The sequence below is a fragment of the Kitasatospora sp. GP30 genome (assembly GCF_029892145.1).
Taxonomy (GTDB): domain Bacteria; phylum Actinomycetota; class Actinomycetes; order Streptomycetales; family Streptomycetaceae; genus Kitasatospora; species Kitasatospora acidiphila.
Genome location: NZ_JARZAH010000039.1, coordinates 32610 through 52175, shown reverse-complemented (window position 1 = coordinate 52175; position 19566 = coordinate 32610). Strand labels below are relative to the sequence as shown.

General features: G+C 73.1%; 14 protein-coding genes. 2 read left to right on the top strand and 12 right to left on the bottom strand.

The window, feature by feature from the left end; all coding sequences use genetic code 11:
• Positions 1-231: 231 nt before the first annotated feature.
• Positions 232-1644, bottom strand: coding sequence for a proline--tRNA ligase (gene proS, locus P3T35_RS33525; protein WP_101382367.1), 1413 nt, complete (start codon positions 1642-1644; stop codon positions 232-234).
• Between the two features lie 183 nt (positions 1645-1827).
• On the opposite strand from proS, the gene P3T35_RS33520 reads away from it, so the two are divergent.
• Positions 1828-2598 (top strand): SAM-dependent methyltransferase, encoded by a 771-nt coding sequence (locus P3T35_RS33520; protein WP_101382366.1) that lies wholly within the window; start codon positions 1828-1830, stop codon positions 2596-2598.
• Positions 2599-2650: 52 nt separating this feature from the next.
• Here P3T35_RS33520 and P3T35_RS33515 read toward each other — a convergent pair whose 3' ends face one another.
• The 6 genes from P3T35_RS33515 to P3T35_RS33490 form a co-directional block, all read right to left on the bottom strand.
• Entirely contained in the window at positions 2651-3187 is a 537-nt protein-coding gene (locus P3T35_RS33515) for a GNAT family protein (protein WP_101382365.1), read from the bottom strand.
• 67 nt (positions 3188-3254) lie between these two features.
• The gene (gene ffh, locus P3T35_RS33510; protein WP_101382364.1) at positions 3255-4814 is read right to left on the bottom strand and encodes a signal recognition particle protein; all 1560 of its coding nucleotides are present in this window, start codon (positions 4812-4814) and stop codon (positions 3255-3257) included.
• 88 nt (positions 4815-4902) lie between these two features.
• Positions 4903-7299, bottom strand: a complete 2397-nt coding sequence (locus P3T35_RS33505; RefSeq protein WP_101382363.1) for a [protein-PII] uridylyltransferase — start codon at positions 7297-7299, stop codon at positions 4903-4905.
• An 82-nt stretch (positions 7300-7381) separates the two neighbouring features.
• Positions 7382-7720: a P-II family nitrogen regulator gene (locus P3T35_RS33500; protein ID WP_101382362.1), complete on the bottom strand. Its 339-nt coding sequence runs from the start codon at positions 7718-7720 to the stop codon at positions 7382-7384.
• On the bottom strand, positions 7720-9060 hold the full coding sequence (locus P3T35_RS33495) for an ammonium transporter (RefSeq protein WP_101382361.1): 1341 nt from the start codon (positions 9058-9060) through the stop codon (positions 7720-7722). Before P3T35_RS33495 ends, P3T35_RS33500 begins: the two co-directional genes overlap by 1 nt.
• Before the next feature lie 192 nt (positions 9061-9252).
• The gene (locus P3T35_RS33490; RefSeq protein ID WP_101382360.1) at positions 9253-10710 is read right to left on the bottom strand and encodes a hypothetical protein; all 1458 of its coding nucleotides are present in this window, start codon (positions 10708-10710) and stop codon (positions 9253-9255) included.
• 337 nt (positions 10711-11047) lie between these two features.
• Here P3T35_RS33490 and P3T35_RS33485 point away from each other — a divergent pair, with 337 nt between their 5' ends.
• Entirely contained in the window at positions 11048-11740 is a 693-nt protein-coding gene (locus P3T35_RS33485) for a bifunctional DNA primase/polymerase (RefSeq protein WP_101382359.1), read from the top strand.
• 93 nt (positions 11741-11833) lie between these two features.
• On the opposite strand, the gene ftsY is transcribed toward P3T35_RS33485, so the two are convergent.
• From ftsY to P3T35_RS33460, 5 genes are all read right to left on the bottom strand, one after another.
• Positions 11834-13057 (bottom strand): signal recognition particle-docking protein FtsY, encoded by a 1224-nt coding sequence (gene ftsY, locus P3T35_RS33480; protein WP_101382358.1) that lies wholly within the window; start codon positions 13055-13057, stop codon positions 11834-11836.
• A 38-nt stretch (positions 13058-13095) separates the two neighbouring features.
• Positions 13096-16725, bottom strand: coding sequence for a chromosome segregation protein SMC (smc, locus tag P3T35_RS33475; protein ID WP_101382357.1), 3630 nt, complete (start codon positions 16723-16725; stop codon positions 13096-13098).
• 275 nt (positions 16726-17000) lie between these two features.
• On the bottom strand, positions 17001-17204 hold the full coding sequence (locus tag P3T35_RS33470) for a hypothetical protein (protein ID WP_101382356.1): 204 nt from the start codon (positions 17202-17204) through the stop codon (positions 17001-17003).
• Positions 17205-17629: 425 nt separating this feature from the next.
• Complete coding sequence (locus P3T35_RS33465) at positions 17630-17911, bottom strand: acylphosphatase (RefSeq protein WP_101382355.1); 282 nt, start codon at positions 17909-17911, stop codon at positions 17630-17632.
• Positions 17912-17986: 75 nt separating this feature from the next.
• On the bottom strand, positions 17987-19378 hold the full coding sequence (locus P3T35_RS33460) for a hypothetical protein (RefSeq protein WP_101382354.1): 1392 nt from the start codon (positions 19376-19378) through the stop codon (positions 17987-17989).
• Between the last annotated feature and the right edge of the window lie 188 nt (positions 19379-19566).

Sequence of the window (19566 nt, the reverse complement as noted above, 5' to 3'; positions counted from 1 at the left end):
GTGACAGTACCCGTGCTGAGTATTCGAATTCTGACGCAAGACCAACCCCCTCCGTTTTCTGCACCCGTCGATCATTCGCCGGGGCGGCCGATTCCAGGGCACAGCAGGCGCCGTGCCGCGCTGGACGGCCCGGACCCCGTACTTTTTGACAGGGCCACGGGCCGTACACCGTACCGCTAGTTCGGCCGCGCTGGGAGCTGACTGGCCAGTAGACGGGACACCGTCACCTATTCAGTACGCGCGCGCGACAATCGCGATATTGCCGTCCTGGTCGTAAGAGGACGGGACCGAGCCGTCGGCGGCAAGCAGGCAGCGAACCGACACGCCCTGCTCGGCCAGCTTGGCCTCGCCCTCCGGGCCGAGGTCGGCCCAGGAGATCCGGCCCCAGCCGGTGGCCGCGGCCTCGACGCACTCGTCGAGGGTCTTGACGTCCACCGTGCGGGCCTCCCGGCGTTCCCGGGACTGACGCAGCAGCAGCGCCTGGTCCTCCTCCAGGATGCCGGGCAGCAGCGCGGCCAGTGCGTCGATCGACACCGGCTCCTTGCCGCCGGGGATCCGGCGGGCCAGCATCGCGGTGCCGGCCTCCAGGTCGCGCGGGCCGACCTCGATGCGCAGCGGCACGCCCTTGAGCTCCCAGTCCACCGCGCGGCGGCCGAACGGGGTGTCGGTGCGGTCGTCCACCACGGTGCGGATGCCGGCGGCCTCCAGCTCGGCGCCGATCTCGCGGACCTTGGCGATCACCGCGTCGTCGCCCTTGATGGCCAGCACCACGGCCTGCACGGCGGCCAGCCGCGGCGGCACCCGCAGACCGTTGTCGTCGCCGTGCGACATGATCAGGCCGCCGACCATGCGGGTGGAGACGCCCCAGGAGGTCTGCCAGACGAACTCGCGCTCGGCGCCCTGCAGCTGGTAGGTGGTGTTGAACGCCTTGGCGAAGTTCTGGCCCAGCTCGTGGCTGGTGCCCATCTGCAGCGCCTTGCCGTCACCCATCATGCCCTCCAGGGTGAGGGTGTTGATGGCGCCCGCGAACCGCTCCTTGACGGTCTTTCGGCCCAGCACCACGTCGATGCCGAGGACGTTGGTCATGAAGTCGCCGTAGACGTCGGTGTGGATCATCGAGGCGTAGTCGCGGGCGTCCTCGTAGCTGGCGTGGGCGGTGTGCCCCTCCTGCCAGAGGAACTCGGTGGTGCGCAGGAAGATCCGCGGGCGCAGCTCCCAACGGACCACGTTGGCCCACTGGTTGATCAGCAGCGGCAGGTCGCGGTGGCTCTGCACCCACTTCGAGAAGTACTCGTTGATGATCGTCTCGGAGGTCGGCCGGACCACGACCGGCTCCTCCAGGTCCTTGCCGCCGCCGTGGGTGACCACCGCGAGCTCGGGGGCGAAGCCCTCGACGTGCTCGGCTTCCTTGGTCAGGTAGTGCTGCGGGATGAACATCGGGAAGTAGGCGTTCTGCGCGCCGGCCTTCTTGATCCGGCCGTCCAGCTCCTGCTGCATCCGCTCCCACAGGCCGTAGCCGTACGGTCGGATGACCATGGTGCCGCGCACCGGACCGTTGTCGGCCAGCTCGGCCTTGTTGATCAGATCCTGGTACCAGCGCGGGAAGTCGTCCGCCTGGGGGGTGAGAACGGGAGCCTTAGCCATGCGCCGAATCGTACGGGGTGGGGCGCTTGGAGCGTGAATCGATATCCGCACCCTGGCGCACCACCGGGAGTAGCGACAGCCCGGCGCGCTCCTCTGGACGCGGCGGCCGCACGGCGGTTCGCTAGAGCCGGGGCGCACGACTGCGGAGATTCGGCACACCGACCCGATTTGGAGGCCCGCCCGATGGCTGTGGCGCACGGTACCGCCCTGGACCCGTCCAGGTCCCGATCCGGCTCGTCGGCCCGAGACTGGGCCGAGATCCAGGAGCGCACCCTGGTACCGCTCTACGAGGCGGTGCACGAGCGGCTGGGAGTGGGCCCGGCCACCAGCCTGCTGGGGCTCGGCTGCCGCTCCGGGCTGGCCCTGCTGCTGGCCGCTGCCCGCGGCGCCCAGGTGGCCGGCCTGGAGCCGGACGGGCCGCTGCGCGAGCTGGCCCGGGCGCGCCGGCTGCCGGTGTCGGCGCACCCCGGCGCCACCCGGACGGCGCATGCCGTGGTCACCCTGTTCGAGCCGCTGCGGCTGGGGCCCGACCCGCGCCGCACGGTCCGCGAGGCGCTGCGGCTCGCGCTGCCCGGCGGGGTGCTGGTGCTGGCCGGTCTGGACCCGGTCGCCGCCGGGCGCGCGGCCGCGGTGCTGGCGCCGGCCCGGCGGCGGGCCGGCGGGGCCCGGGTGCCGGACCCGCTGGACCCGGTCGGCGATCCGGAGGCGCTGGCCGCCGCGACCGGACTGCGGCTGATCGGCCGCGGCCACACCGACTGCCCGTTCGGCTATCCGGACCTGGACAGTGCGGTGCGCGGGCTGCTCTCCACCGGCTGGTACGACGCGGCGGTCGGCTTCGCGGGCGAGCTGCCGGCGGCCAAGGAGCTGGCCGAGGCGCTGCATTCGTTCACCCGGTCGGACGGCTCGGTCTGGCTGCCGATGGGCGCGCGCTTCGTGCTGGCGGCGCGCGACTGACCGGCGGCCGCCGTCACGCGTCCGGGGCGCCGGGCTTGCGGTGGGCGCGGCGCTACTCCTCCCGTGCCCCCAGCGGCTGCCATTCCTCCGCGGTCAGCGCGAACCGCTCGTGGTCGCGCCAGGCGCCGTCCAGGAAGAGCATCCGCGGTGTGAAGCCCTCGTGCCGGAAGCCGAGTCGGCGGGCCAACGCGATCGACCGCTCGTTCTCCGGCTGCACGCTGATCTCCAGCCGGTGCAGCCCCAGCCCGCCGACCAGCTGGTCGGCGAAGCAGCGGTCCACCACCAGCCGCATCCCCTCGGTCATCCGGCCGGTGCCCGCATAGGGCAGGTAACTGTCGTAGCCGAGCGCGGCGTTGCAGAAACGTCCCATCACGATGTTGGAGACGTTGCACTTGCCGACGAAGCCGCCGTCCGCCCTGTCGATGATCAGATAGGTGCGCAGCCCCGGACCCTGACGCTGCAGCAGGTCCGGCAGGCCGTCCGGCTCCACCGGGTTCCACTGCCCGATGTGGGTGGCCGACCGGCGCACCGTCTCGGCATACTGCTTGACGTCGGAGGCCCTGGGCGGGCGGATGGTCACTCGGCTCATCCGAACATCATGGAGCATGCCGATGGCCCGCCAGCGAGCTGACGGGCCATCGGTACGACCGGTGGACCTAGAGCAGGTCCTTGATCTCCTTGGGCAGTTCGAAGTCGGCCGGGCCCTGGCCCGCGCCCAGTCCGAAGGCGCCGCCGGGCTCCGCGCCGGCGCCGGGGCCCAGCGCCTTGCGGGCCGCGGCCTCCTGCTCCTGCTGGGCGCGCTTCAGCGGGTTGCCGGACTTGCGCTTGCCCTTGGCCTGCGCGGGCTTCTTGCCGGACTTCTTGCCGCCGCCGCCCATGCCCGGGATCCCCGGCATGCCGGGCACGCCCTTGCCGGAGGCCATCGCGGACATCATCTTGCGGGCGTCGAAGAACCGCTCCACCAGGTTCTTGACCTCGCCGACGCCGACACCGGCGCCCTTGGCGATGCGGGCCCGGCGGGAGCCGTTGATCAGCTCCGGCTCGGTCCGCTCGAGCGGGGTCATCGACTTGATGATCGCGCCGACCCGGTTGACGTCCTTGTCGTCGATGTTGTTGATCTGCTCGCGGATCTGGCCCATGCCCGGGAGCATGCCGAGCAGCTTGGAGATCGAGCCCATCTTCTGGACCTGCTCCAGCTGGGACAGGAAGTCGTCCAGGGTGAAGGCCTTCGGGCCGCCGCGCAGCTTGGCGGCCATCTTCTCGGCCTCGGCCTGCGAGAAGGTCTGCTCGGCCTTCTCGATCAGCGACAGCATGTCGCCCATGCCGAGGATCCGGGAGGCCATCCGGTCCGGGTGGAAGGCGTCGAAGTCGTCGACCTTCTCGCCGTTGGAGGCGAACATGATCTGCCGGCCGGTGACGTGCGCCACCGAGAGCGCGGCACCACCACGGGCGTCGCCGTCCAGCTTGGAGAGCACCACGCCGGTGAAGTCGACGCCCTCGAGGAAGGCCTGCGCGGTGGTGACCGCGTCCTGGCCGATCATCGCGTCGACCACGAAGAGGACTTCGTCCGGGTTGATGGCGGCCCGGATGTCGGCGGCCTGCTGCATCAGCTCGGCGTCGATGCCGAGGCGGCCCGCGGTGTCGACGATGACGATGTCGTGCTGCTTCTGCTTCGCGTACTCGATCGAGTCGCGGGCCACCTTGACCGGGTCGCCCACGCCGTTGCCCGGCTCGGGGCCGTAGAAGGCCACCCCGGCGCGCTCGGCCACGATGTTCAGCTGGTTGACGGCGTTGGGGCGCTGCAGGTCGCAGGCGACCAGCAGCGGGGTGTGCTTCTGCTTCTTCAGCCAGTGGCCGAGCTTGCCGGCCAGGGTGGTCTTACCGGCACCCTGCAGACCGGCCAGCATGATCACGGTGGGGCCGGTCTTGGCGAACCGGAGTCGGCGGGTCTCGCCACCGAGGATGTTGATGAGCTCCTCGTTGACGATCTTGATGATCTGCTGGGCCGGGTTGAGCGCGCCCGACACCTCGGAGCCGAGCGCGCGCTCCTTGACCTGCTTGATGAAGGCCCGCACCACCGGCAGCGCGACATCCGCCTCCAGCAGCGCGATCCGGATCTCCCGGGCGGTGGCGTCGATGTCCGCCTCGCTGAGGCGGCCCTTGCCCCTCAGGTTCTTGAACGTCGCTGCGAGGCGGTCGGAAAGAGTGTCGAACACGTCGGTCGCGGGTCCCTTGCGGCATCGGTGTGAGTACGGTCGTCGCCCACCAGCGTATCCGGCCCGCCCGCAAAGGACCCCAACCCGGTCAGCGCAAGGCCTGCTGCACCTGTTCGGCGAGGGCCCCGGCGGCGTCCGGCGCCAGCGGCCGGCCGGCCGCGTCGGTCAGGTAGAAGGCGTCCACCGCGTCCGCGCCCAGGGTGCTGACATGGGCGGTGCGCACCCGGGCGCCGGCCGCGTCCAGCGCCTGCCCGATCCGGTGCAGCAGCCCCGGGGCGTCGTGCGCCCGCACCTCCAGCACCGTCGCGGTGGCCGACGCGCCGCCGGGCGCCACCGTGACCACCGGCGGCGGCGGGGTGATGCCGCGCCGGCGCGGTGCGGCGGCGTCCCGCTCGGCCAGCCGGCGGCCGGTGTCCAGCGAGCCGTCCAGCGCCCGGCGCAGATCGGAGCGGAGCCGGTCCACCGCCGGCAGCTCGCCGAACTCGGCCGCCACCCGCCAGGAGAGCAGCAGCACCGGGCCGGCGCCGATCGGGTCCAGCTCGCACAGGTTCAGCGAGCGGACCGTCAGCCGGTTCAGCGCCAGCACCCCGGAGACGGTGCCGAGCAGCCCCGGCCGGTCCGGCACCGCCAGCGCCAGCTCCACCCCCATCGGCTCGCCCGCCAACGGATCGTGCTCGGCGCGCAGCAGCAGCGCCGGCTCCCGGGTGCGGGCCGCCTCCACCGCCAGCCGCTCCTCGGCCACGCAGACGGCCGCGGCGGGCCGAGCGGGCTCCGCACCGGCCAGCACCGCGGCCACCCGGTGCACCAGCCCGGACACCAGCGAGGCCCGCCAGGCGCTCCACGCGGCCGGGCCGGTGGCCAGCGCGTCCGCCTCGGTGAGGGCGTGCAGCAGCTCCAGGTGGGTCGCGGTGCCGACCGTCTTGGCGATCAGCTCCACGGTCGCCGGGTCGTCCGGGTCGCGCCGGGTGGCGGTCTCCACCAGGGTCAGATGGTGGCGGACCAGCAGCGCCAGGGTCTCGGTGTCGTCGTGGTCGAAGCCCATCCGCACGGCCAGGTCGCGGATGATCACCTCGCCCGCCTCCGAGTGGTCCCCCGGCCAGCCCTTGCCGATGTCGTGCAGCAGCGCCGCCACCAGCAGCAGGTCGGGCCTGGCCACCCGGCGGGTCAGCGCGGCCGCCCGCACCGCCGTCTCCACCAGGTGCCGGTCCACCGTCCAGGTGTGCACCGCGTTGCGCTGCGGCCGGCAGCGCACCCGCTCCCAGTCCGGCAGCAGCCGGTCGATCAGCCCCTCCGCGTCCAGCGCCTCCCAGACCGGCAGGCCGGCCCGCCCCGCGCCGAGCAGGGTGACCAGCTGCTCCCGGGCCTCGGTGGGCCACGGCACCGGCAGCGCCCGGCACTCGGCGGCCAGCCGGCGCACTGTGGCGTGCGAGATCGGCAGCCCGTTCTGCGCGGCCGCGGCGGCGGCCCGCAGCGGCAGCACCGGATCGTCGGCCGGGCGGGCGGCCTGGGCCAGCACCGCCTCGCCGTCCTGCGCCACCACGCCCTCGGCCAGCGGCTCGCGCCCCGCCGCGACCCGGGCGCCGCCGCCGAACGGGCGCAGCAGGGCGCGCCGGCCGCGCGACCGGCGGCCGGCCAGCAGCCGGTCCACGGACCGCCAGGTCACCTCGCCCGCGTAGGCGATGGTCCGAGCGGCCCGGTAGACCTCGCGCAGCAGCGTGTCGGCGTCCAACACCCCGAGTTCGGCCGCCACTTGGTCCTGGTCCTGCAGCGCGAGCCGCTCGGTGGCCCGCCCGGTGGCCAGGTGCAGGGCGTCGCGCACGTCGCTGAGCCGCTGCCGGGCCGCGGCCAGTCCCTCGCGGGGTGCGTCGGCCAGCCAGGAGGCGGCGATGGCGTCCAGCTCCACCACGTCCCGCAGGCCGCCTCTGGCCTCCTTGAGGTCCGGCTCCAGCAGGAACGACAGCTCGCCGTGCCGCTCGGCCCGGGCCAGGCCGAGCTCGCGCAGCTCGGGCAGCCGCCTGGCTGCCGTGGCCCGCCAGTCGGCCAGCACCGCCGAGCGCAGCGCCGCGGTCAGGTCGGCCTCGCCGGCCAGGTGCCGGGCGTCCAGCAGGCCGAGTTGGGCCTTGAGGTCGGCGGCGGCCACCGAGCGGGCTTCGGCGAGCTTGCGCACCGAGTGGTCGAGCTTCATCCCGCTGTCCCAGACCGGGTACCAGAGCCGGTCGGCGAGTTCGCCGACCGCGGCCCCGTCGTGCAGCAGCACCAGATCGAGGTCGCTGCGCGGCGAGAGCTCGCCGCGGCCGTAGCCGCCGACCGCGACCAGTGCGGTGCCGGGCGGCGGGTCGGCCCGCTGGAACAGCGCGGCCAGCCAGTCGTCGGTGAGCCGGGCCAGCGCGGTGCGGCGGGCCTGGCCGGTCAGCTCCGGGTCGGCCAGCAGGGCGGACCTGGCCCGCTGGTGGGCGGCGGGGTCGGCGGGGTCGGTGGTCGTCACTGGGCCTCCCGGGTGGTGAACGCCGTCAGCGGACCCGCGAGTTGGTCGCGGGTCCGCTCAAGGGGCTTGGGGGAACGGTCGGTTACAGGGCGTCGGGGCCGCGTTCGCCGGTCCGGACCCGGACCAGGGTCTCCACCGGCACGCTCCAGACCTTGCCGTCGCCGATCTTGCCGGTGCGGGCCGCCGTCACCAGCACGTCGATCACGTCGTCGGCGTCGGCGTCCTCGACCACGACCTCTATCCGCACCTTCGGGACCAGGTCGACGGTGTACTCGGCACCCCGGTAGACCTCGGTGTGGCCGCGCTGCCGGCCGTAGCCGCTGGCCTCGGTGACGGTCAGTCCGTGCACGCCGAAGGACTGCAGCGCGTCCTTCACCGACTCCAGCCGGTGCGGCTTGACGATGGCGGTGATCAGCTTCATCAGGCGTCGACCTCGGTCTTCTCGGTGCTCTTGGGCTTGGGTGCGGCGCCGGCCGGTACCGGGGAGCCGACGGTTCGGGCCAGGGCGGCGCCGACCGAGCTGAAGTCGTAGGCGGATTCGGCGTGTTCGGCCTGGTCGATGCCGGCCACCTCGACGTCCTCCGAGACCCGGAAGCCGATGGTCTTCTGGATCGCCTGGCCGATCAGCCAGGAGAGCACGAAGGAGTAGGCCGCGACCACGGCCACGCCCATGGCCTGCTTGCCGAGTTGACCGAAGCCGCCGCCGTAGAACAGCCCCTTGGCGGTCTGGCCGACGTGCCCGGTGGCGAACAGGCCGATCAGCAGCGAGCCGATCGCCCCGCCGACCGCGTGCACACCCACCACGTCGAGCGAATCGTCGAAGCCCAGGCGGTACTTGAGGCTGATCGCGGCCGCGCAGACGGCTCCCGCGATCAGGCCGATGGCCACCGCGCCGAGCATCGAGACCGAGCCGCAGGCCGGGGTGATGGCGACCAGGCCGGCCACCGCGCCGGAGGCCGCGCCGAGCGAGGTGAAGGCGCCGTGCCTGAGCTTCTCGTAGGCCAGCCAGCCGAGCATCGCGGCGGCGGTGGCGATCTGGGTGTTCATGAACGCCATGCCGGCCACGCCGTTGGCGGCCAGCGCCGAGCCGGCGTTGAAACCGAACCAGCCGAACCAGAGCAGCCCGGAGCCGAGCATCACCAGCGGCAGGCTGTGCGGGCGCATCGGGTCCTTCTTGAAGCCGACCCGCTTGCCGAGCACCAGGCACAGCGCCAGGCCCGCGACACCGGCGTTGATGTGCACCGCGGTGCCGCCGGCGAAGTCGATCACGCCCTGCCGGTCGCCGAGCCAGCCGCCGTGCCCGTTGTCGAAGAAGAACACCCAGTGCGCGACCGGGAAGTAGACGATGGTGACCCAGACCGCGATGAACAGCGCCCAGGCGCCGAACTTGGCGCGGTCCGCGATCGCCCCGCTGATCAGCGCCGGCGTGATCACCGCGAACATCAGCTGGAAGGCCGCGAACACGGTGACCGGGATCGAGCCGTTCAGCTCGTTCATCCCGATGCCGCGCATCCCCAGGTGGTCCAGGTTGCCGATCAGGCCGTGGAAGGCGTCGGTGCCGAAGCTGAGCGTGTAGCCGTAGAGCACCCAGAGCACGCTGACGATCCCCAGCGCAATGAAGCTCATGACCAGCATGTTCAGCGTGCTCTTGACCCGGACCATGCCGCCGTAGAAGAAGGCCAGCCCGGGGGTCATCAACATGACCAGGGCCGCGCTGATGAGTACGAAGGCGGTATCGCCGCCGCTGAAGCCGTCCGGCATCGGCGTCTCCTCGTGGTGATGGCCGTGCCACCCGAGGGATTCCGTCCCATGTGATCCCGGGGTGTCGGCGATGAAGAGGAGAGTGCCGAAGACGGGTTTCGGTCAGTGCGGCTCGGTGTTTCGCGGCCGTGACACGGTTGACGGCCGCGTTACGTGCGCGTGAACTGCGCCGGTCGCGGCCGCCTTGACCGATCAGACCGCCTCGTACTCGGGGATCTGCTCCACCACCAGATCGGCCAGCCGGTTGACGGCCGGAACGGAGCCGTAGTCCCGGGTGGCCGCCTCGGTGGTCTTGCGGACCCGGGTGTTCAGCCGCTCCGAGCGCACCTTGCCGGCGATCTCCACCGCCTGCTCCGTTATCACCGCGGCCTGCTCGGGCTCGCCCTGCAGCAGGTGGACGCTGGCCATGCCTACCAGGTTGAAGGCGTAGGTGCGGGTGTGGTTCTCCATGTCCTGGCGGAACAGGTTGACCGCGGTCTCCATGTGCGGGGCGGCCAGCGAGGCGTAGCGCGGGCTGCGGCTGGAGTGGTAGGCGAGGTCGCGGAACGAGTGGGCGTTCTCCGCGTACAGCTCGGCCTCGGAGAAGAACCGCAGCCAGTCCGGGGCCTGCTCGACCGGGCCGGCGTCGGTGAAGGTGTCCTCGGCCAGCCGGACCGCCCGGGCGCAGCGGTTGACCTCGCCGATGTTGGAGTAGGCGCGGGCCTCCATGGCGTAGAGCAGCGCCTGCTGGCGCGGGGTGGCGGTGTCCCGGCTGCCGTACTGGGCGAGGTGGATCAGCTCCAGGGCGTCCTCGCCGCGGTTCAGGTGGATCATCTGGCGGCTCATGTCGGTGAGGATCAGCGCGCCGAACGGCCGGTCGCCGGCCTCCTTGGCCGCGTGCAGCGCCAGCACGTAGTACTTCTGGGCGCTGGGGTGCATGCCCACGTCGTACGACATCCAGCCGGCCAGGTGGGCGAGTTCGGCGGTGAGCCGGAAGAGCCGCTGGGTGACGGCCGGCGGGTAGGTCTCCTGCAGCAGGTCGGTGACCTCGTGCAGCTGGCCGACCACGGCCTTGCGGCGCAGTCCGCCGCCGTTCTGCGCGTCCCACTGGCGGAACATCACCGTGGTCTGCTCCAGCAGTTGCAGCTCCGGCTCGGAGAGCCGCCCGGTGTACTGCTCACCGCCGTTGGCCGCGGTCAGGATCGGGGTCGGGTGGCCGTTCGGGCCGGGAGTGAGCCAGCGCTGCATCGGCTCGATCAGCGCCGCACCGGCCGTCAGGGCCAGCGAAGTGCCCAGGAAGCCACGGCGGTTGAGCATCAGGTCGCTGCGCGAGTACTCGCTGATCAGCTGCACCGTCTGCGGGCCGCTCCAGGGCAGGTCGACCCCGCCGCCGGCCACCGCGGAGACCGGCACGGCCACTCGCAGGCCCAGGTCCTCCTCGGAGACCACCGAGCCGAACCGCTCCGAGAACAGGTCGGACATGATCTTCGGGATCGGCTCGCGCGGCTGCTCGCCGTCCAGCCAGCGGCGCACCCGCGAGGTGTCGGTGCTGACGTGGTGGGCACCGAGCTGGCGGGCCTGCCGGTTCACCTGCCGGGCGAACTCGCCCTTCGACCACCCGCTGCGCGTGAACCACGCGGTGAGCTTCTCGTTGGGCTGCTTCTCTGCCATTGGGTCCACCTGTCCCGCCCGACCCCGCCGGGGTCCCCGTTCTCGTTTCCCGCTCGGCACCGCACCCCTGCCGGGGCGTGATCCGAACGTAGCCCGCCGTGGGCCGTCCGGGGGATGCTTCCCCGAGAAACGCCACCATTCGCCACCCCCAGGAGTGAAGCGACGAACCGTCAGCGGCGCTTCACTGGAAGGCGACCCTCCGCTCGGGCCTGCCCGCGCCACCCGGCGCACACCATCATCCGCGCGCCGCCCCCCATGAAGTCACGCCGGGGGGCAGAATTTTGACACAATGTCACGATCCCGTAACCGACGGCAATCGAAATCTGTTGGGGGAGGCATGGACAACCTGTTCGGCGATCTGAGGTTCGGCGTCCGCCGCCGCAGCCGCGCCACCGCGTGCCGGGCCGCGGCCGAGTACGCCGGCCGCTGGGGCTGGGCGGTGGCGCTCGGCGGACCCGCCCGGGTGCCGGCCGGACCGTGCCGCTGCGGCCGGCCGCACTGCGCCGCCCCCGGACTGCACCCGCTGCCCGGCGAGCCGGCCCGCGAGCTGCCGCCCGGCGCCACCCCGCACGAGGTGTGCGCGCTCTGGGACGGCAAGCGGGACGGCGCGGTGCTGCTGCCCACCGGGCGCTCCTTCGACGTGCTCGACGTGCCCGAGCCGGCCGGGCTGCACGCCCTGGTCCGGCTGGAGCGGATGGGCACCCAGGTCGGCCCGGTGCTGGCCTCCGCCACCGGCCGGCTGCTGTTCTTCGTCGCCCAGGGCACCGCGGACAAGCTGCCCGACCTGCTCTACCGGATGGGCTGGGACGACGCCGCGCTGGACCTGGTCTGCCACGGCGCCGGCGGCTACCTCACCGCGCCGCCCACCGCGCTGCCCGGCCAGGGCGCGGTGCGCTGGCTGCGCCCGCCGTGCCGGGAGAGCGCGGTCCGCCCGCCGCAGGCGCGGCTGCTGCTCGGCACCCTGGCCTACGCCTGCCACCGCGGCCGGCAGCGCCGGCTGGCCGCCGAGCCGGCCTGGCTCGCCTCCTGACAGGGCGGTCCTCCTGACAGGGCGATAGCGAGAAACGCAGCTGGGCCGCTCCCCCGTCGGGGAAGCGGCCCAGCTGCGCGGTCGGCGATCGGATCAGTCGCCGATCAGCGCGTCCACGAAGGCACCCGGCTCGAACGGCGCCAGGTCGTCGGCACCCTCGCCCAGGCCGATCAGCTTGACCGGCACGCCCAGCTCGCGCTGCACCGCGACCACGATGCCGCCCTTGGCGGTGCCGTCCAGCTTGGTCAGCACGATGCCGGTGATGTCCACCACCTCGGCGAAGACCCGGGCCTGCACCAGGCCGTTCTGCCCGGTGGTGGCGTCCAGCACCAGCAGCACCTCGTTCACCGGGCCGTGCTTCTCCACCACCCGCTTGACCTTGCCGAGCTCGTCCATCAGGCCGGTCTTGGTGTGCAGCCGGCCGGCGGTGTCGATCAGCACCGTGTCGGCGCCCTCGGCGATCGCCTCCTTGACCGCGTCGAACGCGACCGAGGCCGGGTCGCCGCCCTCCGGGCCGCGCACCGTGCGGGCACCGACCCGCTCGCCCCAGGTCTGCAGCTGGTCGGCGGCGGCGGCGCGGAAGGTGTCGGCCGCGCCGAGCACCACCGTGCGGCCGTCGGCCACCAGGACCCGGCCGAGCTTGCCGGAGGTGGTGGTCTTGCCGACGCCGTTGACGCCGACCACCAGGAGCACCGCGGGGCGGCCGTCCTCCTGCTTGGCGGTGTGCAGCGAGCGGTCGGTGTCGGCACCGATCAGCTCGACCAGCTCTTCGCGCAGCAGACCGCGCAGCTCGTCGGGGCTGCGGGTGCCGAGCACCTTCACCCGGGTGCGCAGCCGCTCGACCAGCTCCTGGGTGGGGGCCACTCCTATGTCGGCGGTGAGCAGGGTGTCCTCGATCTCCTCCCAGGTGTCCTCGTCGAGGCGGTCCCGGGAGAGCAGGGTCAGCAGGCCCTTGCCGAGCGCGTTCTGCGAGCGCGACAGCCGCGAGCGCAGCCGCACCAGCCGGCCGGCGGTCGGCTCCGGCACCTCCAGCGCGGGGGCCTCGGTGACCTGCTCGGGGGTGACCTCGACCGGCTCGGCCGGGAGCTCGACCTCTTCGACGGTCTGCACCGGCGCCTCGCGCGGCGGCGCGGCCTCGTCGCCGACGTGGGGCTCCTCGGCCTGCGGCGCGGGCGCCTCGGCCTTGGGCGCCGGCGGCGCGATGGTCGTCGTGGACTTCGGGGGCAGTTCCTTACGTCGTCTGCCGCTGACGACGAGGCCGGCAACCGCACCAACGGCGATCACGGCGATGACTACGGCAAGGATCACGTATTCCATAACCCTGCAAGTATCCGTGACGAGCGGCCGAAGCGGGGTCAGGCGGGCTGGACGGCCTTGCGCTGTTGCCGCATCGGTACCTTGCGCTCCCGGTGTTCGCCCCCAGCCTGGCGGCTGGGAGGTGCCCCCACGCGCAGCCGCTGGCTGATCACCTGGGAGATGCCGTCGCCCTTCATGGTCACGCCGTACAGCGCGTCGGCGCACTCCATGGTCAGCTTCTGGTGGGTGATCACGATCAGCTGGGAGCTGTCCCGCAGCTCCTCCATGATCGCGATCAGCCGGCGCAGGTTGGTCTCGTCCAGCGCCGCCTCCACCTCGTCCATCACGTAGAACGGACTGGGCCGGGCCTTGAAGATGGCGACCAGCATGGCGACCGCGGTCAGCGAGCGCTCGCCGCCGGAGAGCAGCGACAGCCGCTTGACCTTCTTGCCGGGCGGGCGGGCCTCCACCTCCACCCCGGTGGCCAGCATGTCGTCCGGGTCGGTCAGCACCAGCCGGCCCTCGCCGCCCGGGAAGAGCCGCGAGAAGACGCCCTCGAACTGGGCGGCGGTGTCGTGGAACGCGGCCGTGAACAGCTCCTGGACCCGCTGGTCCACGTCCCGCACGATGTCCAGCAGGTCCCGGCGGCTGCGCTTGAGGTCCTCCAGCTGCTCGCCGAGGAACTTGTGGCGCTCCTCCAGCGCCGCGAACTCCTCCAGCGCCAGCGGGTTGACCTTGCCCAGCTGCTGGTAGGCCTTCTCGGCGGCACGCAGCCGCTTCTCCTGCTCGGCGCGGACGTACGGGCGCGGCTCGCCGGGCTGCTCCCCCTCCTCGACCGGGGCCGGGGGCACCGGCTGGTCCGGGCCGTACTCGGCCAGCAGCGCCTGCGACTCGACGCCGAACTCCTCCAGCGCCTTGGCCTCCAACTGCTCGATCCGCAGCCACTTCTCGGCGCGCAGCACCTCGTCCCGGTGCCCGGCGTCGACCAGCTTGTCGAGTTCGTCCTTGAGCTCCCGGCCCAGCTCGCGGGCGGCCCGCAGCTCGGCCTCCCGGGCGGCGCGGGCCTGCTCGATGCCGGTGCGCTCGGCCTCGGCCCGGGAGGTGGATACCTCCAGGCAGGCGAGCAGCTGCCGGGCGCCGGCCAGTACCGCGCCGGCCACCGCCGCCTCGTGCGCGGCCCGGCGGGCCCGGTCGGCGGCCCGGACCCGGGCCTCCCGCTCGGCCCGGGCGGCGCGGTCCAGGCTGTCCGCGCGCCCCGCCAGCGAACGGACCCGCTCCTCATGGGTGCGCACCGCGAGCCTGGCCTCCAACTCCTGCTGCCTGGCCTGCACGGACTGCTCGGCGAGCCGGTCGCGCTCGGCCTGGTCGGGCTCGTCGGCGTCCTGGTCGGCCAGCTCCTCGGCCACCGCCAGCCGCTCGGCCAGCTCCTCGGCGGCCCGCACCGCCGCCTCGCGGCCCTCCTCGGCGCGCTGCAGCGCCGCCGCCGCGCGCTCGGCCTCCCCGGCGGCGGCCCGGGCCTGGCCGCCGAGCCGGCCCAGCGCGCCGGCGGTCTGGGCGCGCTGCTTCTCGGCGCCGCGCTGCTCGGCGGCCAGCCGCTCCAGGTCGGCGGCGAGCTCCCGGCGCGCCTCCTTGGCCTGGGCGAGCCGCTCGGCGAGCTCGGCGCAGCGCTCGGTGAGCTCCTCGATCTGCCGGGCGGCGGCATCCACCGCGGCCTGGGTCTCCAGCTGGCTGGGCGGGCCGGCCGCACCGCCCTGGGCGAAGCCGGCGGCCAGCAGGTCGCCCTCGGCGGTGACGGCGGTGAGCTCCGGGTGGGTGTCCAGCAGGTGCTGGGCGGCGTCCAGGTCGGCCACCACGGCGGCGTCCGCCAGCAGGGCGCGCACGGCGGGCAGCAGCTCGGCCGGGCCGGCCACCAGCTCACCGGCCCAGCGGGCACCCCCGGGCAGGGCATTCCGAGGTGACGTGGCATCAGGCGCGTCGGCGATCAGCAGCGCGGCCCGTCCGGCGTCCTCGGTGCGCAGCAGTCGCAGCGCCGCCACGGCGGTCGGCCGATCGCTGACCGCGAGCGCGTCGGCGGCCGCGCCGAGCGCCGCCGCCAGCGCCGCCTCGTCGCCCGGCGCCACGGTGAGCAGCGCCGCCGCCGGGCCGAGCAGTCCGGTCAGCCGCTCCCCCGCCGCCAGCAGCGCGCCGGTGCCGTCCTTGCGGCGCAGCCCGAGCGCCAGGGTCTCGTGGCGGGCGGTCAGCGCGCTCAGCTCGCGCTCGGCGGCGGCCGTCGCCTCGCGGGCGCCGCTGACCTCGCGTTCCGCGCCGGCCAGCCGGTCCCGCACCTGCCCGTGCGCCGCCTCCAGCTCCTGGTCGCCGCTCTCCAGCTCGGCCACCTGGTCGCGCAGTTCGTGGTACTCGGCGCCGGCCGCCTCGGCGCGGGCCGCGGCCTCGTCGCGGGCCGCGGTCAGCCGCTCGATCTCGGCCTCGGCGCCGGCCGCCCGGGAGGCCGCCGCGCCGGCCTGCCCCTGCAGTCGGGCCAGCCCCTCGCGCCGGTCGGCGGCGGCCCGGGCGGCGGCGCGCAGCCGCTGCTCCTCGGCGGCCAGTTCGCGCTCCGACTCGGCGCGGCGGGCCACCGCCTCGTCCAGCGCCTGCTGGGCCGCCTCCAGGGCCTCGCTGAGCGCGGCCTCCTCCTCGCGGACCCGTTCGGCCTCGGCGGCCAGCTCCTCGGGGTCGCGGCCGCGCCGCTCCGGCTCGCCGCCGCTGGTGGCGTGCCGCACCCTCGCCTCGGCCAGCCCGATGGTGCCGCGGGTCCGCTCACCCAGGGCGGCCAGCCGGTACCAGGCGGTGCGGGCGGCCTCCAGGCGCGGCCCGAGCTGTTCCACCTGGGCCTCCAGCACGGCTTCGCGCTGCCGCGCGGCCAGCAGGTCCCGCTCCACCGCGTCCCGGCGCTGCCGCAGTGCCTGCTCGTCGGCGGCCTCGGCCTGGACCGCCTGACGCAGGGTCAGCATATCGTCGGCGAGCAGCCGCAGCCGGGCGTCGCGCAGCTCGGCCTGGATGCCGGCGGCCCGCCGGGCGATCCGGGCCTGGCGGCCCAGCGGTCCGAGCTGCCGGCGCAGTTCGGCGACCAGGTCCTGCACCCGGTTGAGGTTGGCGGCCATCGCGTCCAGCTTCCGCAGCGCCTTCTCCTTGCGCTTGCGGTGCTTGAGCACCCCGGCTGCCTCCTCGATGAAGGCCCGGCGGCCCTGCGGGTCGGCGTGCAGCACCGAGTCGAGCCGGCCCTGGCCGACGATCACGTGCATCTCCCGGCCGATGCCGGAGTCGGAGAGCAGTTCCTGGATGTCCAGCAGCCGGCAGGTCTGGCCGTTCAGCGCGTAGTCGCTGCCGCCGTTGCGGAACATGGTCCGGGTGATCGTCACCTCGGCGTAGTCGATCGGCAGGGCGCCGTCGGTGTTGTCGATGGTGAGGCTGACCTCGGCCCGGCCGAGCGGCGGCCGACCGCTGGTCCCGGCGAAGATGACGTCCTCCATCTTGCCGCCGCGCAGCGACTTGGCACCCTGTTCACCCATGACCCAGGAGAGCGCGTCGACCACATTGGACTTGCCCGAGCCGTTCGGGCCGACCACGCAGGTGATGCCGGGTTCGAAGCGCAGCGTGGTCGCCGAGGCGAATGACTTGAAGCCGCGCAGGGTCAGGCTCTTCAGGTGCACCCGTGAGACTGTAATCGCCGCCGTCGCCCGGTTTCGGTCGGCCGGGCCGTGGGCAGCCTGAGGAAAACACAGCTGGAGGTGGGTGGCAGGCGCGGCGCTGGTGTCGGCGGCAGCCTTAGCGGAAACCGGGTCAAGGGCGTGGTGGAAGGCACGAAGGGACGCCGCTGACGACGTCCCTGATGATCGCGTCCCGAGGTGTCGCGTCGGTGCGCGGCAAAATCGGCCTGCTCGACAAAATCGGCCGGTGTCTGGCCGGTCGATTCAATCCTGAATATTCAGGTGAGTGCGGGCTCCCGCTGCCCAAGATCGATGCTGTCGAGCAGGGAGTGCTCGGCAGCGACAGCGACGAGCGCGTTGTTCTCGGCCTGCATCCGAACGAGTTCGGCTTCCAGGTCCAGGACGCGCTGCTGCAGCCGCCGCATCTCGGAGAGCATTCGCGGGTCGGGGCCGCCGACGTACCCGAGAAGCGCCTTTGCCATGATGAATGGTCCTCCACGCTGAGTGACCGAACCGGTACGGTACAGGTCGAGGGGAAGGGATGACGCACGCGCTGCACGACAAGGGCAGTGCCGGCTCGGCACCACAGGTCAGACACCGTGGTTATGCGGCCACAGGGCATGACCTTGCTCAAAATCGCCGTCACGTGCGCGGGCTTCCAGCGTCTCACCAAAGACCGTACGGGTCAACACGATCACCGCGCGCTACAACGCCGCTGTCACCTGCATGGCGGTTGACTCACGCCATGGGCAGCGGCGACCACACCGCAGACTGCGGTGGATCACTGCACGATGCGGAGTCAACCACGGACGGAGCGAAATGGCAACCGTCGAACAACACGGGTTGACACCGGCCCCAACACCGCATGACCGCCCGGTCGCCCGGCGGACCCGGTCGGCTGACTCGGTCAGCGGATCGCGAAGCCGTCGTAGCCGGGCCGCAGGTCGCCCCAGATCTCGGTCACCCCGGTGACCCGTCCGGGGGTACCGGGGCCGCGCAGCAGCTCCAGCAGCCGCTCGCAGTCGGCCCGGGTGCCCTGGGCGACCACCTGGACCCGCCCGTCCGAGAGGTTGGAGGTGTAGCCGGTGAGGCCGCCGATCTCCAGCGCGCGGGCCCTGGTCCACCAGCGGAAGCCGACCTCCTGGACCTTGCCGCGCACCCAGGCAGTGGCTCGGACGTGCTCGTGCATCCGTCGATTATGCCCGTGGCCCGCCCGCTCAAGAGGAGGAGCGGACGGGCCACGGGCATCGGCCGGGTGGCGGGCCTACCAGTCGCCGCCACCACCGAAGTCGCCACCGCCGCCGAAGTCCCCGCCCCCGAAGTCGGAGCCGCCGAAGTCGGAGCTGTTGAAGCCGCCGAAGTCGTTGCTGTTGAAGTCGCCGCCGGAGACGTCGCCGCCCTCGTAGCGCTCGTGACCGCCGTCGAAGCCGCCGTCGAACCCGCCGTCGCCGTAGCCGTAGGCCGGCGGGCCCGAGAAGACCGAGCCCAGCATGGTGCCGACCAGCAGGCCGGGCAGCAGACCGGAGCCGTAGCCGCCGAAGTAGCCGCCCGCCCACGGACCGTAGACCGGGCCGGCGTTCCAGTACGGCTGCGGGCCCTGGTCGGTCTGCACGGTGCGGATCGCCGGGTCCAGGCCACTGGCCAGACGCATCGCGTCATCGGCGCAGACCGGCACCTGGCGCGGCGCGCCGCCGGCCGGCGACCACATCGCGTCCTGCATCGAGGGGCCGTGCCGCGGGTCGAAGAAGCACGGCGGACGGCGCTCGGGCAGCGCCCGGCCCTCGCGGCGGGCCGCCAGGGTGGCCAGCGAGAACCGGCCGTCCTCCAGCGCGGTGGTCACCGCGGTGACCTCCTCGGGCCGGGTGGCCGCGTCCATCAGCTTCTTGGCGCTCTCGTAGGAGTCCAGCGCGCGGGTGTAGTCGGCGCGCTGGGCGTCGTCGGCGCCCGGCGCACCGGGGTTGAAGTCCAGCCGCTCCAGTTCCTCGCCGAAGGCGGTGATGTCCTCGTCCACCACGGTGCGCAGCGCCCGCAGCTCGTTGGCCTGCTTCTCGGCCTTGAGCTTGCGGGAGCGGCGGACCAGCAGGAAGGCGCCGACGCCGACCAGGGCGAGCAGCACCAGCGGCACCACGATCATCGCGGCGCTGAACTTGGACGAACCGGGCGCGTGGCCGGAGACCTTCGGCGCGGCATTGGTGACGAAATCGGTCAGTGTGCCGTTGATGTCACCGTGGTGCGAGTCATAGGCGGCCTGAGCGTAGTTCCGCGCGGTCTGGCCGTTCAGCGCGCTCGGGTCGGTCCGCACGGCGAACTGGTCGCCGCGCCAGACGGCGTAGACGCCGGTGATGCCCGCCTTGGTGCGCAGGTCCTGGAAGACGCTCTTCGCCGGGTACTGCGAGCTGTCCGGGACGACGGCCACCATGATCGGCTTGTCGGCGTCCTTGATCTTCTTGGTCAGGGCGTCGGCCTGGGCCTGGGAGAACCGGCCGGTCATGGCCGGGTCGACGTAGACCTTGCCTTGCTTGAGGGAGGCGGCGGCGTCGTCCAGCCCGCCGGACGCCATGGCGGTGCCGGGCAGGAGCAGGAGCAGCAGCCCGACCAGGACGGCCAGGACTGCCGCCGGGCCGCCCGCCCGGGAGCGGCGAAGAACGATTCTCATACTTCAGACGCTACCGGGCCGCTCACCGGACCGATCAGGAGCACCCGGTTCCGGACCTCCGGCCGCCAGGCCGCCGGGCCCGTCAACTCCGCACCCCGGCAAGGCGTTTGCGATGTTCGCCAAGGAACTCTCAAAACCGGGTCAAGAGTCTTTCTCTTACGCAATAGTTACGTTCGCCACTCGGCGGA

What these genes read in the sequence shown, in the direction of transcription:
- proS (WP_101382367.1), bottom strand. Translation starts at nt 1,644, where the DNA reads ATGGCTAAGGCTCCCGTTCTCACCCCCCAGGCGGACGACTTCCCGCGC.
- P3T35_RS33520 (WP_101382366.1), top strand. Translation starts at nt 1,828, where the DNA reads ATGGCTGTGGCGCACGGTACCGCCCTGGACCCGTCCAGGTCCCGATCC.
- P3T35_RS33515 (WP_101382365.1), bottom strand. Translation starts at nt 3,187, where the DNA reads ATGAGCCGAGTGACCATCCGCCCGCCCAGGGCCTCCGACGTCAAGCAG.
- P3T35_RS33500 (WP_101382362.1), bottom strand. Translation starts at nt 7,720, where the DNA reads ATGAAGCTGATCACCGCCATCGTCAAGCCGCACCGGCTGGAGTCGGTG.
- P3T35_RS33495 (WP_101382361.1), bottom strand. Translation starts at nt 9,060, where the DNA reads ATGCCGGACGGCTTCAGCGGCGGCGATACCGCCTTCGTACTCATCAGC.
- P3T35_RS33490 (WP_101382360.1), bottom strand. Translation starts at nt 10,710, where the DNA reads ATGGCAGAGAAGCAGCCCAACGAGAAGCTCACCGCGTGGTTCACGCGC.
- P3T35_RS33485 (WP_101382359.1), top strand. Translation starts at nt 11,048, where the DNA reads ATGGACAACCTGTTCGGCGATCTGAGGTTCGGCGTCCGCCGCCGCAGC.
- ftsY (WP_101382358.1), bottom strand. Translation starts at nt 13,057, where the DNA reads ATGGAATACGTGATCCTTGCCGTAGTCATCGCCGTGATCGCCGTTGGT.
- P3T35_RS33470 (WP_101382356.1), bottom strand. Translation starts at nt 17,204, where the DNA reads ATGGCAAAGGCGCTTCTCGGGTACGTCGGCGGCCCCGACCCGCGAATG.
- P3T35_RS33465 (WP_101382355.1), bottom strand. Translation starts at nt 17,911, where the DNA reads ATGCACGAGCACGTCCGAGCCACTGCCTGGGTGCGCGGCAAGGTCCAG.
- P3T35_RS33460 (WP_101382354.1), bottom strand. Translation starts at nt 19,378, where the DNA reads ATGAGAATCGTTCTTCGCCGCTCCCGGGCGGGCGGCCCGGCGGCAGTC.